The following is a 16,254-nucleotide window of genomic DNA, read 5'->3' as shown; positions in this document are numbered from 1 at the left end:
TCCTTAGAATTTTTCTCTAAATTTAACATAGAAAAACAAAGATTATTCTAAGATTGACTTGTTAAAATCATTCTTTTAGAATAATTAGGATTACAAATGCAAAAATACACCAAAATTTACGGCTTTGCTAAATTTAAACTCATCGTTATCCTTGCTTTGATGTCAAGCATAGCGCCACTTTCTACAGATATGTATTTACCCGCACTTTCTCATGTGGAGCAAAGTTTTCAAACTAATTCTTTTTTAACCCAACTTAGTATCGCAAGTTTTTTTATCGCTTTTGCTTTAGGACAGCTTATATATGGGCCTTTAAGTGATATTTTTGGGCGTAAAATTCCAGCTTTGGTGGGGATATTTTTCTTCATCGTTTCGAGTTTGTTTTGTGTGATTATCGATGATATTTATGCTTTTATCGCTTTGAGATTTTTTGAAGCACTTGGGGGTTGTGCAGGTGTGGTTATCGCAAGGGCTATTGTCAATGACTTGTTTGAGATCAAAGAAGCTGCAGGGATTTTTGCTTTGATGATGGTTTTTAGTTCTCTTGCTCCTATGCTTTCGCCAACTTTTGGGGGAATTTTGCTAGAGTATTTTTCATGGCATAGTATTTTTGCGACTTTGTTTGCTTTAGGAATTTTACTTTTTTTGATGATACTTTTTGGTTTAAAAGAGTCCGCACCTCATCTTAAAAACAAAAAATTTTCCCATCATGAAGCGATGAAAAGCTACAAATTTGTTTTAAGCGATAAACGCTTTTTAGTTTATATACTATGTGCTTCTTTTGCTTTGGCGGCGATGTTTGCTTATATCACAGGATCAAGCTTTGTTTTTACGCAGTTTTTTAGCTTAAGTGAGCAAAAATTTGCCTTGCTTTTTGGGGCAAATGCTTTAGGTTTTGTCATCTGTGCAAATATCAATGCGAGATTGGTTTTAAAATACGAAAGCGAAAAAATTTTGGCAAAAGCTTTGATGATAATGTTTATATCGACTGTGATTTTACTTGCAAATGCCTTTTTTCACCCAAATTTCTTGCTTTTTGAGCTTAGTATTTTTACAAGTATCGCTATACTTGGTTTCATCGCACCCAATACCACGACTTTGGCTATGGCAAGGTTTAAAGAACATAGCGGAACTGCTTCTGCGGTGCTTGGAACGGTGCAATTTGGTTTTGCAGGCTTTATCTCCTTCGTGGTTGGGGCTATTAACGCAAATACGCCGATAATCCTTGCTTTTGTAATGTGTGCTTGCGTATTGGTTGCAAATATGATATATTTTCTAATCAAAATAAAGGAGAAAAAATGAAAACAAATAATATCTTTATGGCTTTAGCCATAGTTTTGGCAAGTTTGATTCTAGCTTTTGGATTTAACAAGGCTTTAAGTGATTTTAAAACACTTGAAAGAAGTGTAAGTGTAAAGGGTTTAAGTCAAAAAGAAGTCGAAGCGGATACTTTGATACTTCCTATAAAATTCACAAGATCAAACAACAATCTTACAAATTTATACGAAGAACTAGAACAAGATAAAGAAAATATCATTAAATTTTTAAAAGAACAAGGCGTAAAAGAAGATGAGATCAGCTACAATTCGCCAAATATCATAGATCGTTTAAGCGATCCTTATAGCAACGACACTCAAGCTACATACCGATACATAGGCACTGCAAATTTACTCATCTATACGCAAAATATAAAGCTTGGAAAAAGCATACTAGAAAACATTTCAAGTCTTGCAAAATTTGGCATAGTAACGAAAATCGATAATTATGACATAGAATACCTTTATACTAAACTCAATGAGATAAAACCTCAAATGATAGAAGAAGCAACGCTCAATGCTAGAAATGCAGCGATAAAATTCGCACAAGATTCAAACAGCCATCTAGGCAAGATAAAAAAGGCTTCTCAAGGGCAATTTAGCATCAGCAACAGAGATAAAAACACCCCTTACATCAAAACCATAAGAGTGGTTTCTACTATAGAATACTACTTAAAAGACTGATGATGAATTTTCAAGCTAAGCTTTAAGGCTTAGCTTGGCACTATGGAATTTTTTCGTGCGGTTTTTTGGAGTGAAAATATACAAAGCAAAAGGATAATGCCATATAAAACACCAGTGGATTTTATGGTGTTTTCTGTAATCTCGTCTTGATTTATAATCTTTAAAATCCCTTCAAAACTTGATTTAAATTTCAAAAGAGCCAAGACACTTTTTAATTTATCTTGACTGTCTTTTTGATCAAAAAGAGCCATTTGCTCAGGTGATAGTTTTTCAGATATAGAAAAATTACTTTTTATCGCATATAAAATATCTATTTCTTGACTAAAATTTAATTTTAAAAATTTATTAAGTTGAGCAGATACAACGCTATTGTTGTTTTTATTGTCTATCTCTTCTATGATATTTTTTACATTTGATGTGTTATTTTCTAGCTCATTTAAAACCTTTTTATAATCACTTACATATTTATCATTATACACTTTAGATAAAATTTCTTTTAATTTTTCTTTATTTGCTATTATCAAAGCTTTAGCTGAATTTAACTCTGTAAAAGAAATATTTTGATCTTTTAAATGGAGATTAAAATCATTTTGCAATATGCTTGCTAGATTTATAATAGCACTCGTATTTAAATCATTTAACCTTTTTTCAAATTTACTTTCATAAAGTTTATCTGATGAAAAAATTCCTACAAAAGGATTGATAAGTTGAGGTTTTAAAATAACAACCCCAATTAGACAAATATAGGCAAACAATCTCGAAATAAAAACAAAAAGTTTAATTTTACAGATAAATAAAAGATAGGAAATTAATATACCTACAAAATAAATTAAAAAATAAAAAGCTGGAATGTATATTGGTGATAAAAATGATACTATGCTGATTATAAAAAGACTATAAATAAGAAATAATAAAATAGCACCATGTTGATATAATTGCCTTGTAAGGCTAATAAAAATAATTAATAACATTAATAAAACGATATAATTCATTGCAGCTATTGTCCATTGGACCAAAAGATAATATAAAATCCATATTATTTAAAAATAATAAGCCAAAAATAGCATATGATGAAATCATTAAAATCGTAAAATTTAAAATTTTTAAGAAATTTGTATGATGATTACTAGTATTCCTATAAACTTGCAATAAAATACAATCAAACCATAAAGTAAAATCTAGCATTTTTCTTCCAAAAGTCATTAATTTTTTTATACAATGATTAAATTTTACTTTCCAAAAAATTATAAACTTATTCCATTCTAAAGGCCTAAAAGATATATAAAAATAATAAAATAATTTTAATATTTTTGCTATTATTTGTACTATTATAAAAATAGTACAAAATAAATGAAATGGTAAAAATAATGTATGCGCCATTGGTAATAAAGAATAAAAAATTAAAGGCATTAATTTTGATTTTAATGTTTTTAGTCTTGAAGAATTTATTTTTTCATAATCCTTAGGATTATATACTTGATTTTTAGATTCTTTTTTTAAATTGTCATTTTTATTTTTACTTAATTGAATTTCCAATTCTTTCTCTTTCGCATAAAGTTCTAATTTATGCCATTCTTGAGCTTCTAAGGTATTATTTTGAGTGATTAAAACATCTTTTATAACCCTGAAAGAATCTTTTAAATTTTTAGCATATCTTAATCTATATTCATTTTGAATTTTAAAAATCTCTTTTTCATCTTGTATTCCTTTGGTTTCGTTTTTGTAACTTTCATCTTTATAATTATCTTCTATATATTTCTCCACTGATTTAAAATCTAGCTTATCTATATCGACATTGATTAAATTTACAGCTTTTGGTTCTTTAAAATAACAAGCGCTAAAATTCGGAGTTTTATAAAACTTCACTCCATAAAAACAAGCTATATCATCAAATTCACACTCGTGAAAATCAGCATAACTATAAAATTTAGAATTATTAAAATAAGCATTATCTTCAAAATGAGCATTTGAAAAATTTAATTTAATATTTTCATTGTTTTTGTTTCCAAAAACAGAATCCATAAAATAACATCTATTTTTAAATTTATTTTTCCACAAATTAATATTATTAATGGTGGAATTTTGGATATATAAAAATTTATTAAATATATTTTGTTCTAAAATTAATTCGTTAGTGTAAATATCCAAAAAATCAATTTCATTGTAAAAAATATTATATTTAAAATTACATTGCTTTTTAAAATTGCATTTAAAAAACCTTAGGTATGAATTTTCATTAAAATTTACCCATTCAATAAAGACATTTTTGAGAAAGTATATATTTTCAAAAACAATTTGTTTGCCAATATTAATTCTAGCGATACAAAACTCTTTATTAAACTTACAATTTGAAAATTTCAAAGATTTATTATAGTTTTCTCTTTTAAGGGATAGTCCATTGGTAATTGATAATTGATTGAGAATCAATCCATTATAAAATTCAAAATTAAATTTTGTTAGCAAATTAGATTCTAGTTTAATTCCAAGCTCAAAATCACTTACAATAAATGTATTTGAAAGATAATTATATTTTATATGACTTTTATCTAAATGAAGAGTTGAAGAAATCAATTTCCACCAATTATCCAACATATCACAAACTAAAATACAATTGTTAAAAATTCTATATTTTATATAAATTTCAAAACAATAACACATATCTTTTTTAAGATAGATTTTATGTGAAGGGTTAATTAGCATATATAAATTATTAAGCTTGAAGTTAATATAAGCATTTTTAACTATCCATTTATATTTCATACTATCTTCCTTCAATGATTTTTATTTCTTCTTCAGTTAAGTTATAGAGTTTATAAACCAAAGAATTGATTTTGTTTTCTAGTTCTTGGGTATTTGCGTTTTTGTCTTGCTCTTTAACTTTTAAAATTTCATCGACTAAATTTATAAGCTCATCGGCTATTTTTTGATTTTTAGAATTTATTTTTGGTATAGGAAGTTTTTCTAAAAATGCTTTTTTATATCTAAAACCATTTTCTCCTAAATTTCCACCTGCATAAAATGTTTTAAAAATGAAAGCGACAAAATCGTTATTTAAAAAAGCAATAAGATATTTTAAATTTTCACCTGTTAAAATAAAACTTGTAGCTTCTGCATAAAAATTTAACTTTGTATCTAAATAAAATTGTGGCTTTCTTACAATTTCGCTATACACTATCTTTTCCCTTTCAAACTCTTCGATATACGCACAATTTCTAAGATTATAAGGAGTCAAGCCTTTATCAGCTCTTTTTTCTAGTTGCGGATAAAATTCATCAAAATGCTTTTTTAAACTAGGATAATTCTCTATATTTATCGCTTCTACTTTTTCTCCATTTTGATTTTTGTAACCATTATGAGCATTTATCACCCAAAGTCCCGCCCACTCGTAACTATATCTTTTTATATCGCGTCCGCGTAGCATTTTGCGTATGAGTTTAGCGGTGCGTTCTTTTTCGGCTTCATCTTTGCAATTTGCTAAAATTTCATTTCTTTTTTCAGTGGTGATGATAAAGGCTTCATTATAGCCTGTTAAAATTCCACGATATATATTAAGTCCTTGCCATTCTTTAAGCGGAGTTCCTATGCGTTCTATCTTAGCCTTTAAGGCACTAGTATTCTCATCGCTAAAAGTGAAGCTTTCTTTGCTTAAAGAATTTTGCGAAAATTCTGCATAGTCCTTATATAAGCCAATGTCATAAGCACAAGTTTTTAAAATTTCATTGCTTAGGGCAAGGTATTTGAATTTATTATCTTTGCTTTTTGATTTTTCAAAACAAAGTATAGAAGTATCCACTGTAGCACTATCAAAAACTTTTATGCCATTTAAATCAGTGTATTCTAAAACCTTAACATTTTTAAGCAAAAATTCACGCAATGCTCCCCCATATCCTGCACGCGTGTATTTGTTAGAAGTGATATAGCTCAATACCCCCCCCCTATCTTTTAAAACATTAAATCCTAGTTCATAAAAATAAGTATAAATATCGCTCGTGCCTTTATAAACCTTATAATTTTTAGCTAAATGGGGCTTGAGTTCTTTAAGCTCTTCTTGTCTTATATAAGGTGGATTGCCGATGATGAGATCAAAGCCTTTGAAATTTCCATCATCGTCCAAAATTTCAGGGAATTCAAAACGCCATTCAAAAGGATGATTGCTTTCTAGGTTAAAGATATTGTCGTATTCTTTTTTAAGATTTGCAAATTCTTTTGTGGCTTCTTTTTCATCAAAGTCAAAAAGAGTCAAATTCGCACTAACAAAGAATTTCAAATTTTCATCATCTACGGCTAAGAAATTTCCGTATTTTTTAGAGTATTTTTCACATTTATCGTTAAAGCCTTTCATTTCTTTTTTAAATTTATCCGCAAAGCAGAAATTTTTAAAAGAAATTTTGAGATTTTTTATCTCTTGGTTGATGCGGCTTTTATCTGTGTAAAAGCCTTCTTTATAGTCTTTTACTATGCGTTTGTATTTGTTGATACGTTCTTTGATGTTAGGATAGTGGTTTAGGCTTTTGCCTGTTTCAAAGTAAGATACCAAAGAATTTCCGCATTTTATGTTTATATCGATATTTGGCAATGTTTTAAGATCGTGATAATTCCCATCATCAAAGCTTTGATAAAAGCTATGTTTTAAAAGCTCTATCCAAAGCCTTAGCTTGGTAATCTCACATGAGTTGGGGTTGATATCGACTCCAAAAAGGTTGTTTTCTATGATGTCTTTTTTGGTATGAAAAAGTTCTTGCTGGATAAGATGGGCTTTATCTTTAGGCGTGCTTGGGCGTTTATACTCTATAAACTCGCCTTTTCTACCCGTGATGAGAATTTCATCGTTTTGCACTTCTAGATAAAATTCTTCATCAAAAAGATTTAGCTCATCATAAATGCTTAACATAACATTTAAAGCAGAAACCAAAAAATGCCCGCTTCCCACTGCAGGATCGCAAATTTTTATAGAGTTTAAAAGCTCTTTTTGTGCTTTTTTGTCTTCTTTTCTTAAAGACTTTCTTAGTTCGCTTATATCTTTAGCATCAAGATCAAATTGAGCGTTGAATTTATCAAGTACAACTTTTGTGATGCTTTCTTTGCACATATAAGAAGTGATAAAGCTTGGCGTGTAAAAACTTCCTTCTTTGTAGCCATTGAGTTTTTCAAACACATTTCCTAAAACACTTGAACTTATGAGTTCTTTTTGGCTTAAAATTTCGCTTTGCTCATCATCGCTACCAAAATCAAAGCTATCCAAAAATTCAAACAAGTATTCTAAAAGCCCCACTTGTCCTTTTTTAGCTTTACATTTATCATCTTTTAGCACAGTGTTTTTATAGTAAAAAAGCTTTAAGTCATTGCTTAAGCTTGAAATTTCAAGTGTGTTTTCTATGCTTTGTTTTTCAAACAAAGAAGAATTTAGATAAGGCAGATAGGCAAATTCGCTTTTCTTTCTCGTGCTTTTTTCTTTGGCTAAAACTTCAAAGAAAAGTTCGCTAAGCTTGTCAAAATCAGGGATTTTTTTGAAATTTAAAAATTTCAAATTTTTATCATCATTAAAACGCACCAAATTTGACTCTATAAGCTTTAAAAACAAAATGCGATTAAGCCATAAGATCAAAAGTTTTAAGATGGTTTCAAAATTTTCTTCTTTAAGCTTAGAATTTATAGCGGTGTAGAAAGTGCCTTGCTCTTCTTTGCTTTCTTCACTTTTTGCGATGATGAGTTTTGAGTTTTGTTTGCTCTCACAAAGCCCTAAGATATATAAAAGCTCTTTGTAAAAAGCATTGTTGAGTGAATTTGCATCGTTGGGGTTAAACTCACTTAGCAAAAAGTCTCTATGAAAAGTTTTATAAATACTTGCTAGGTTTTTAAAATTTGATTTTTGTTTGTCTTTTAAAAACGTCAAGTCAATCAAAAAGCCTTTTAAGTTTTCTTTGGAATTTTCTATGAGTTTGGCTACTTCTTTATAGAATTCTTCAGTATTGCCTTTGAAAAGTGAATTTGGGTTGCAAAATTCTTCAAAAAGTTTTTTAAAACTTGGATTTTTATAAAAAAGCTCTTCAAACTCACTAATTTTAAAAATGTAAAATTTATAAAAATCTGTGATGATAATAAATTTTAAGCTAAAACTATACTCTCTATTTCTAAAATAATATAAAATAGTCTCGTGTAAGGCTTTAGAATTTACCTTTGTATGAGTGATAAATTCTTTTGAATTTGGCTTTTTAGCCTCAATAAGAACTTCTAAGTCTTTACTAAACTCATCTTTAGAGATGGATAAGTCAATCTCACTTTTGCCTTTTTGCTTGGTTTTGATGTGGGTTTTGAAATTTAACATGGTTAAAAATGGACTAAGTGCATTAGCTACAAGATAATCTTCATTTTCACTTTGCGAACTTTCAAGTCTTTCTAAATACTGCATTAAAGCCTTGTTAAATATATCAAATTCATTTTGCATGATTTGCTTTTTGCGGTAGTATGGGTTGAAAAAATCTTTTTCATTTAGCAAAGTGAAATGCATTTTTAACCTTTATAAAAAATATTTTGTATTTTATCAAATTTTACTTTTATATAAAATTTTTTAAGAATTTAATATATCATTAATACCTTTATATGCTTCCTGTATAGGTTTTTTAATAAAAAAATCATTTAAAATTTGAATAAAATCTTTTTTAGAATTTTGATTTTCAATCAACCAATAAATAAAAGCGTATTCTCCTTCTAATTTTTCATTGTTTATTAATTTATCACAATAATAGTGATTTTGATATTTTCTAACATTTTCTTCTTTTACATCTTTAAATAATTTTAAACATTCTTTATATTTTTCATTTTCTATATCTTCTTCATCATCATTTGAAATTTCAAATGTCAAACCAATAATATCATAGTATTTTTTTTAAAATAAATATATATACATGGATATATGCTTTCATTCTTATAATCAATAGGATAAAATATAAACACACCATGATTAACACGATTTTCTTCTATTTTATTGCCGATAAAAGTTATATCACCTATTTTAATTTCCTTGTGTTCAAAACTATCAAAAAATTCTTCTATTATATATTCGCAGATGTTGCTCCATTTATGCTGGATAATATCTTTAACTTTCTTATAGTTTTCTTCATTTAAATTTTTAAGCTCTGATTTGTTTTTGTTATATCTATATAAAATCATCGCATTTTTTAAATTTTGCATTTTTATATTGTTTTGAAAAATAAATTCTAGTACATCATCTCTTTGAGTATACTCATCTGTCATATACCATTGTAAAATACTTTTGTATTGATTTAGAGTAAAAATAATGTTTTGTATATCAAGAATAAATTTTTGATCTTTGGTTGATTTTTCTTCATATATTTTTATACACTCATCAATCCATTCCTTAATCCATATATAATCCATCTTCAAATAATAGCTAACATTATTTTCATTTTTATCTTTAATCAAATTTGTCTTTATTGTAAAATTTCCCAAACTATAATCACTAGGACTAGCACACTCATCTTGATGCAAATATATAGTCAATATGTTTTTATAACAATCTTTTATATTTTTGATATTTTTTCTTACAAAATTAATATAATCTTTCAATTGATTTTTTTGATCTTTTGCATAAATTTTATTTTCTATTATAATATATCTTTTATCACTTAATGTTATTAAAATATCTATCCTTCTATTATCTTTTATGCAGGCTTCTGTTTCTACGCTTTTTATATCTTCTATGTTTAAATTTTCAAATTTCGTATTTACTAAACTCTTACCAAGTTTTTCTAAAAATACCTTTGCAAAATTTTTTTGATAATGATCCTTATTTATATCAATTAAATAAGCTATAAATTTAGAATGATAATTTTCTTTTGTTTCAATATTCAAAGCATCAAATATATTTATATCACTCAAACCATTATTCACATCTTTTTCAAATTTAATATCTTCTTCAAGCAACCTTTCAATAAATTTTTCCATGTATCACTTTCCAAATTTTATACAATTTTACATGTAAATAAATTTTTAATTACAAACTAAAAAAACTGATTATTAATTTTATAGGCAAGTTAAGTAGAATTAACAAGTCCGCAATGAGCTACTTTCCCCCTGCCAGTAAGGCGTAGTATCATCACCCACGATGTGCTTAGCTTCTTGGTTCGGGATGGAGCAAGGCGTTTCCACATCTGTATAATCACGGACATTGTTATTTAAATATTCTTTGAAAGATTGAATTTAAAAAATAAAGCTTAATCTTTTATTTCTTTACTTTTTTCTTTATTCTCTTTCTTCTTTTCTTATCTTTTATCTTTGATAAGTTTTTATATAGAATACTTAAAAAACAATGTTAAGAGCAAGTTCTAATACAAACTCTACTTGAAAGATTTCTATTAAACTCTAAATATTATCTATATTCAAAGTCTTCTTAAAAACCTTAACAAGGAAGTGATGCTTTATTAAAGATAAGCCAAACGCTCTATTAGTACTGGTCAGCTAAAGGACTTTCATCCATTACACACCCAGCCTATCAAACTAGTAGTCTTCTAGAGAGCTTAGAGAAGATTCATCTTAGAGTTGGCTTCACGCTTAGATGCTTTCAGCGTTTATCCTTTCCAAACTTAGCTACGCTGCGATGCTCTTGGCAGAACAACAGCTACACCAGTGGTTTGTTCAACCCGGTCCTCTCGTACTAGGGTCAAATCTCTTCAATCTTCTTACGCCCACGGCAGATAGGGACCGAACTGTCTCACGACGTTCTGAACCCAGCTCGCGTACCGCTTTAAATGGCGAACAGCCATACCCTTGGGACCTGCTCCAGCCCCAGGATGCGATGAGCCGACATCGAGGTGCCAAACCTCCCCGTCGATGTGAGCTCTTGGGGGAGATCAGCCTGTTATCCCCGGGGTACCTTTTATCCTTTGAGCGATGGCCCTTCCACACAGAACCACCGGATCACTAAGACCGACTTTCGTCTCTGCTTGACTTGTATGTCTTGCAGTTAAGCTGGCTTATACCTTTATACTCTACGAACGATTTCCAACCGTTCTGAGCCAACCTTTGTAAGCCTCCGTTATTATTTGGGAGGCGACCGCCCCAGTCAAACTACCCACCAGACATTGTCCCACTTGAGGATAACTCAAGCTGGTTAGCTACCCAAATAAGAAAGAGTGGTATCTCAACAATGGCTCATATACAACTGGCGTCATATACTCAAAGCCTCCCACCTATCCTGCACATTCTTATCCAAGTAGCAGTGTCAAGCTGTAGTAAAGGTCCACGGGGTCTTTCCGTCTTGCCGCGGGTAGGAGGAATTTTCACCTCCACTACAATTTCACTGGATCCCTCTTTGAGACAGCTCCCATCTCGTTACGCCATTCATGCAGGTCGGTATTTAACCGACAAGGAATTTCGCTACCTTAGGACCGTTATAGTTACGGCCGCCGTTTACTCGGGCTTCGATCAAGAGCTTCGCTAATGCTAACCCCATCAATTAACCTTCGAGCACCGGGCAGGCGTCACACCCTATACATCCTCTTACGAGTTAGCAGAGTGCTGTGTTTTTGGTAAACAGTCGGGAGGGACTCTTTGTTGTAAGTTTCCTTGCTTTCGGAGTAAATCCTAATACAAAGCTAACCACACCTTATACCGAAGATACGGTGCTATTTTGCAGAGTTCCTTAAAGAGAGTTCTTCCACGCGCCTTAGAATACTCATCCCACCCACCTGTGTCGGTTTACGGTACGGGCAACATTAGCTAAACTTAGAAACTTTTCTTGGCTCGACGGCATCAGGGGTTCTTCTATCCATCCGAAGACTTCAAAAAGCCTTTCAGTTCTCGGAGTATTGTTATACGGATTTGCCTGTATAACCTCCTACGACCTTAGACTAGCACTTCCATCCGCTAGCCCCCTTAGCCCTAAGCGTCCTTCCATCGCACACTAATGTTGGTATTGGAATATTAACCAATTTGCCATCGTCTACCCCTTTCGGACTCGACTTAGGACCCGACTAACCCTACGATGACGAGCATCGCGTAGGAAACCTTGGGTTTACGGCGTTAATGATTCTCACATTAATTATCGCTACTCATGCCTGCATGCTCACTTCTATTCGCTCCAGCACTCCTTACCGGTATACCTTCGACGCAAATAGAACGCTCTCCTACCACTTGCACACAACTTAAACTACTTAACTTTAGTCTAAGAATATTTTTACTGATTTTACTAAGTTTTATTTCTATCTTTACTCTATAAAAATCAGTAAAAATATAACTAAACATATAACTTAGTTTCTCATATTCTAAACTTAAATAATCTAAGTTGTGTGCAAGTCTACAGCTTCGGTACTTACTTTAGCCCCGTTATATTTTCCGCGCAAAATCACTAGACCAGTGAGCTATTACGCTTTCTTTAAAGGATGGCTGCTTCTAAGCCAACCTCCTGGTTGTTTAAGTAACTTCACATCGTTTTCCACTTAAGTAAGATTTAGGGACCTTAGCTGGTAGTCTGGGTTGTTTCCCTCTTGACGACGGATTTTATCACTCGCCGCCTGACTGCTGTGATTACATATAAGGTATTCGGAGTTTGATAGGGTTTGGTACATTGGTGTATGCCCTAGCCCATTCAGTGCTCTACCCCCTTATATTACGACACAACGCTATACCTAAATATATTTCGGAGAGAACCAGCTATCACGAAGTTTGATTGGCCTTTCACCCCTATCCACAAGTCATCCCGGGGCTTTTCAACGCCTATGGGTTCAGTCCTCCACTAGTTCTTACACTAGCTTCAACTTGCTCATGGATAGATCACTTCGTTTCGGGTCTGCAGCATCTGACTAAGCGCCCTATTCAGACTCGCTTTCGCTACGGCTTCGCGTTTGCTTAACCTTGCCAGACACCACAACTCGCAGGCTCATTATGCAAAAGGCAGTCCATCACCCTGTATTGCTACATAGGGCTCTGAATGATTGTAAGCAAATGGTTTCAGGTTCTATTTCACTCTGATCACCTCAGTTCTTTTCACCTTTCCCTCACGGTACTTGTGCACTATCGATCTGGTATTAGTATTTAGGGTTGGATCGTGGTCGACCCGGATTCAGACAGGATTCCTCGTGTCCCGCCCTACTCAGGATACTGCTAGCTAAGGTTTGTTTTTCGCATACGGGACTATCACCCTCTATGGTTATACTTTCCAGAATGTTCTGCTAAACTTACCTCTTGCACATTGCAGTCCTACAACCCCCAGTGCAAGCACTGGGTTTGCCCTCTTGCGCTTTCGCTCGCCGCTACTGACGCAATCTCTATTGATTTCTTTTCCTGAGGGTACTAAGATGTTTCAATTCCCCTCGTTCGCTCCTATATAGGTAATGTATATCTCTATACATTGGGTTGCCCCATTCGGAAATCTACGGATCAAAGCTTCTTGACAGCTCCCCGTAGCTTATCGCAGTCTAGTACGTCCTTCATCGCCTTTACCAGTCAAGGCATCCACCATTCGCTCTTAGTAGCTTACCTTTTTTACCTTTTATTATTGATTCTAAAACGCATCACTTCCTTGTTAAAGTTTTTATGATAAGACTTCTTTATCTTAAGACGGAAAGCATTCAAACACTTAATATAAAACTAAATGATTTAGTCTCAACTAAGCTGTGAGTTTGAAACTTGTCTTTAATTTATAATCCTTAAATCTAATATTCTCTTTATTCATAGAAGAGAAGACAGCTAAAAGTTAAGTTAAACTAAAGAAAAGATAAATAGGTTTTATCCTTTAACAAGTCCTGTAAAATTGTTTTTATTAAAACTTGCTTGTGACTCTTAACAATGATAATTAAAAGAACATTTAGGTTTAAAACCTAAAGGAAGTATATATATTAACATAATCATTATAAATATAAATGCATAATGTATATGCTACTTATATCTATTAAAGTATATTCTTTTATAGTTAAAGATAAAAATAAATCTAAGTATAGAGTTTATATTTTATATTTAATCTATTTTATATACTTGCTTTAGATTTTAAAGCTTCTTTATTCAAATCTTTTTTATGGTGGGCCTAACAAGACTTGAACTTGTGACCTCACCCTTATCAGGGGTGCACTCTAACCAGCTGAGCTATAGGCCCTTAATAAATGGTGGAGAATAGCGGGATCGAACCGCTGACCTCCTGCGTGCAAAGCAGGCGCTCTCCCAGCTGAGCTAATTCCCCATAAACAATTAGCTTTATCATCAATCTTTGAAATCTAAACAAGAATCAATTGAGTTTATATATTGAAGTAATAGTTGTGAGACTTATTACTTTGTACTCTAGAAAGGAGGTGATCCAACCGCAGGTTCTCCTACGGTTACCTTGTTACGACTTCACCCCAGTCGCTGATTCCACTGTGGACGGTAACTAGTTTAGTATTCCGGCTTCGAGTGAAATCAACTCCCATGGTGTGACGGGCGGTGAGTACAAGACCCGGGAACGTATTCACCGTAGCATGGCTGATCTACGATTACTAGCGATTCCGGCTTCATGCTCTCGAGTTGCAGAGAACAATCCGAACTGGGACATATTTTATAGATTTGCTCCACCTCGCGGTATTGCGTCTCATTGTATATGCCATTGTAGCACGTGTGTCGCCCTGGGCATAAGGGCCATGATGACTTGACGTCGTCCACACCTTCCTCCTCCTTACGAAGGCAGTCTATTTAGAGTGCTCGGCCGAACCGTTAGCAACTAAATACGTGGGTTGCGCTCGTTGCGGGACTTAACCCAACATCTCACGACACGAGCTGACGACAGCCGTGCAGCACCTGTCTCTAAGTTCTAGCAAGCTAGCACCCTCTTATCTCTAAAAGGTTCTTAGGATATCAAGCCCAGGTAAGGTTCTTCGCGTATCTTCGAATTAAACCACATGCTCCACCGCTTGTGCGGGTCCCCGTCTATTCCTTTGAGTTTTAATCTTGCGACCGTACTCCCCAGGCGGTACACTTAATGCGTTAGCTGCATTACTGAGATGACTAGCACCCCAACAACTAGTGTACATCGTTTAGGGCGTGGACTACCAGGGTATCTAATCCTGTTTGCTCCCCACGCTTTCGCGCCTTAGCGTCAGTTGAGTTCCAGCAGATCGCCTTCGCAATGGGTATTCTTGGTGATATCTACGGATTTTACCCCTACACCACCAATTCCATCTGCCTCTCCCTCACTCTAGACTATCAGTTTCCCAAGCAGTTTAATGGTTAAGCCATTAGATTTCACAAGAGACTTGATAATCCGCCTACGCGCCCTTTACGCCCAGTGATTCCGAGTAACGCTTGCACCCTCCGTATTACCGCGGCTGCTGGCACGGAGTTAGCCGGTGCTTATTCCTTAGGTACCGTCAGAATTCTTCCCTAAGAAAAGGAGTTTACGCTCCGAAAAGTGTCATCCTCCACGCGGCGTTGCTGCGTCAGGGTTTCCCCCATTGCGCAATATTCCCTACTGCTGCCTCCCGTAGGAGTCTGGACCGTGTCTCAGTTCCAGTGTGACTGATCATCCTCTCAGACCAGTTAAGCGTCATAGCCTTGGTAAGCCATTACCTTACCAACTAGCTGATACTATATAGTCTCATCCTACACCGAAAAACTTTCCCTACTCAACTTGTGTTAAGCAGGAGTATAGAGTATTAGCAGTCGTTTCCAACTGTTGTCCTCTTGTGTAGGGCAGATTAACTATACCTTACTCACCCGTGCGCCACTAATCCACTTCTAGCAAGCTAGAAGCTTCATCGTTCGACTTGCATGTATTAGGCACGCCGCCAGCGTTCACTCTGAGCCAGGATCAAACTCTCCATAAAAATTATAGATAGTTTAATCTTTTTCTTCAAAGAAAAAGTTATGAAAGATTAAAAGAAAAACTTTTAATCTTTTTAATTATTAGATTGAATAGATTTTACATAATTACTTATGCCTAAATCTTTCTGGCTCAATCGATCACTTATTTAGATTTCAAAGATTGACTAATAAGATTTGAATAACAATACTAAGTTAAAAGAACAAAACAAAAAATCATTTTTAAAAGAAAAGTTTTTAAATTAAAAAACAAGATTTATAAAAAAGCTTTTAGTTTATAAGACAAAAACCAAAAGAGTTAATTTATAAAATCTACTAAGCTAGTGAAACTTTATAATTTAAAAGATTTTAAGTCCTTTTTTCAAAAAAAGGAAATGAAAGTATAACCAATTAAACTTAAAAGGGGATTAAACAAAGGATTAAATAGTATAAATATTTGTGTAAGTATTTATAT

At 32.7% G+C, this 16,254-nt stretch carries 3 protein-coding genes, 2 tRNA genes, 3 rRNA genes and 2 pseudogenes; 2 read left to right on the top strand and 8 right to left on the bottom strand.

The window, feature by feature from the left end; translation table 11 throughout:
• Positions 1-96 precede the first annotated feature (96 nt).
• Positions 97-1,299 carry a multidrug effflux MFS transporter gene (locus tag AJ882_RS07800; RefSeq protein WP_070279727.1) on the top strand — a complete coding sequence of 401 codons (1,203 nt, stop codon included), beginning with the start codon at positions 97-99 and terminating at the stop codon, positions 1,297-1,299.
• Positions 1,296-1,997, top strand: coding sequence for an SIMPL domain-containing protein (locus AJ882_RS07795; protein ID WP_052801279.1), 702 nt, complete (start codon positions 1,296-1,298; stop codon positions 1,995-1,997). The genes AJ882_RS07800 and AJ882_RS07795 overlap by 4 nt, the downstream gene beginning before the upstream one ends.
• 29 nt (positions 1,998-2,026) lie before the next feature.
• Here the strand turns inward: AJ882_RS07795 and AJ882_RS07790 are convergent.
• From AJ882_RS07790 to AJ882_RS07750, 8 genes and pseudogenes are all read right to left on the bottom strand, one after another.
• A pseudogene (locus AJ882_RS07790) lies at positions 2,027-4,757 on the bottom strand (pentapeptide repeat-containing protein).
• A gap of 1 nt (position 4,758) precedes the next feature.
• Positions 4,759-8,505: a class I SAM-dependent DNA methyltransferase gene (locus AJ882_RS07785; RefSeq protein WP_070279725.1), complete on the bottom strand. Its 3,747-nt coding sequence runs from the start codon at positions 8,503-8,505 to the stop codon at positions 4,759-4,761.
• A 60-nt stretch (positions 8,506-8,565) separates the two neighbouring features.
• Positions 8,566-9,962: pseudogene (locus tag AJ882_RS07775) on the bottom strand (PD-(D/E)XK nuclease family protein).
• Between the two features lie 105 nt (positions 9,963-10,067).
• Positions 10,068-10,184 (bottom strand): 5S ribosomal RNA (gene rrf, locus AJ882_RS07770).
• Between the two features lie 256 nt (positions 10,185-10,440).
• A 23S ribosomal RNA gene (locus tag AJ882_RS07765) occupies positions 10,441-13,496 on the bottom strand.
• A 533-nt stretch (positions 13,497-14,029) separates the two neighbouring features.
• Positions 14,030-14,106: transfer RNA gene (locus AJ882_RS07760), tRNA-Ile, on the bottom strand.
• A gap of 8 nt (positions 14,107-14,114) precedes the next feature.
• Positions 14,115-14,190, bottom strand: a tRNA-Ala gene (locus AJ882_RS07755).
• Positions 14,191-14,292: 102 nt separating this feature from the next.
• A 16S ribosomal RNA gene (locus AJ882_RS07750) occupies positions 14,293-15,805 on the bottom strand.
• The 16S, 23S and 5S rRNA genes sit together here with 2 tRNA genes alongside, the layout of an rRNA operon.
• Positions 15,806-16,254: the final 449 nt, after the last annotated feature.

The sequence above is a fragment of the Campylobacter sp. BCW_6461 genome (assembly GCF_001762735.1).
In the GTDB taxonomy this organism is placed as follows: Bacteria; Campylobacterota; Campylobacteria; order Campylobacterales; family Campylobacteraceae; genus Campylobacter_D; species Campylobacter_D jejuni.
The sequence above is the reverse complement of the archived record's forward strand: the minus strand, read 5'-3'. Positions and strand labels throughout refer to the sequence as shown.

Coding starts and splice junctions, on each gene's coding strand:
- AJ882_RS07800 (WP_070279727.1), top strand. CDS start 97: ATGCAAAAATACACCAAAATTTACGGCTTTGCTAAATTTAAACTCATC.
- AJ882_RS07795 (WP_052801279.1), top strand. CDS start 1,296: ATGAAAACAAATAATATCTTTATGGCTTTAGCCATAGTTTTGGCAAGT.
- AJ882_RS07785 (WP_070279725.1), bottom strand. CDS start 8,505: ATGCATTTCACTTTGCTAAATGAAAAAGATTTTTTCAACCCATACTAC.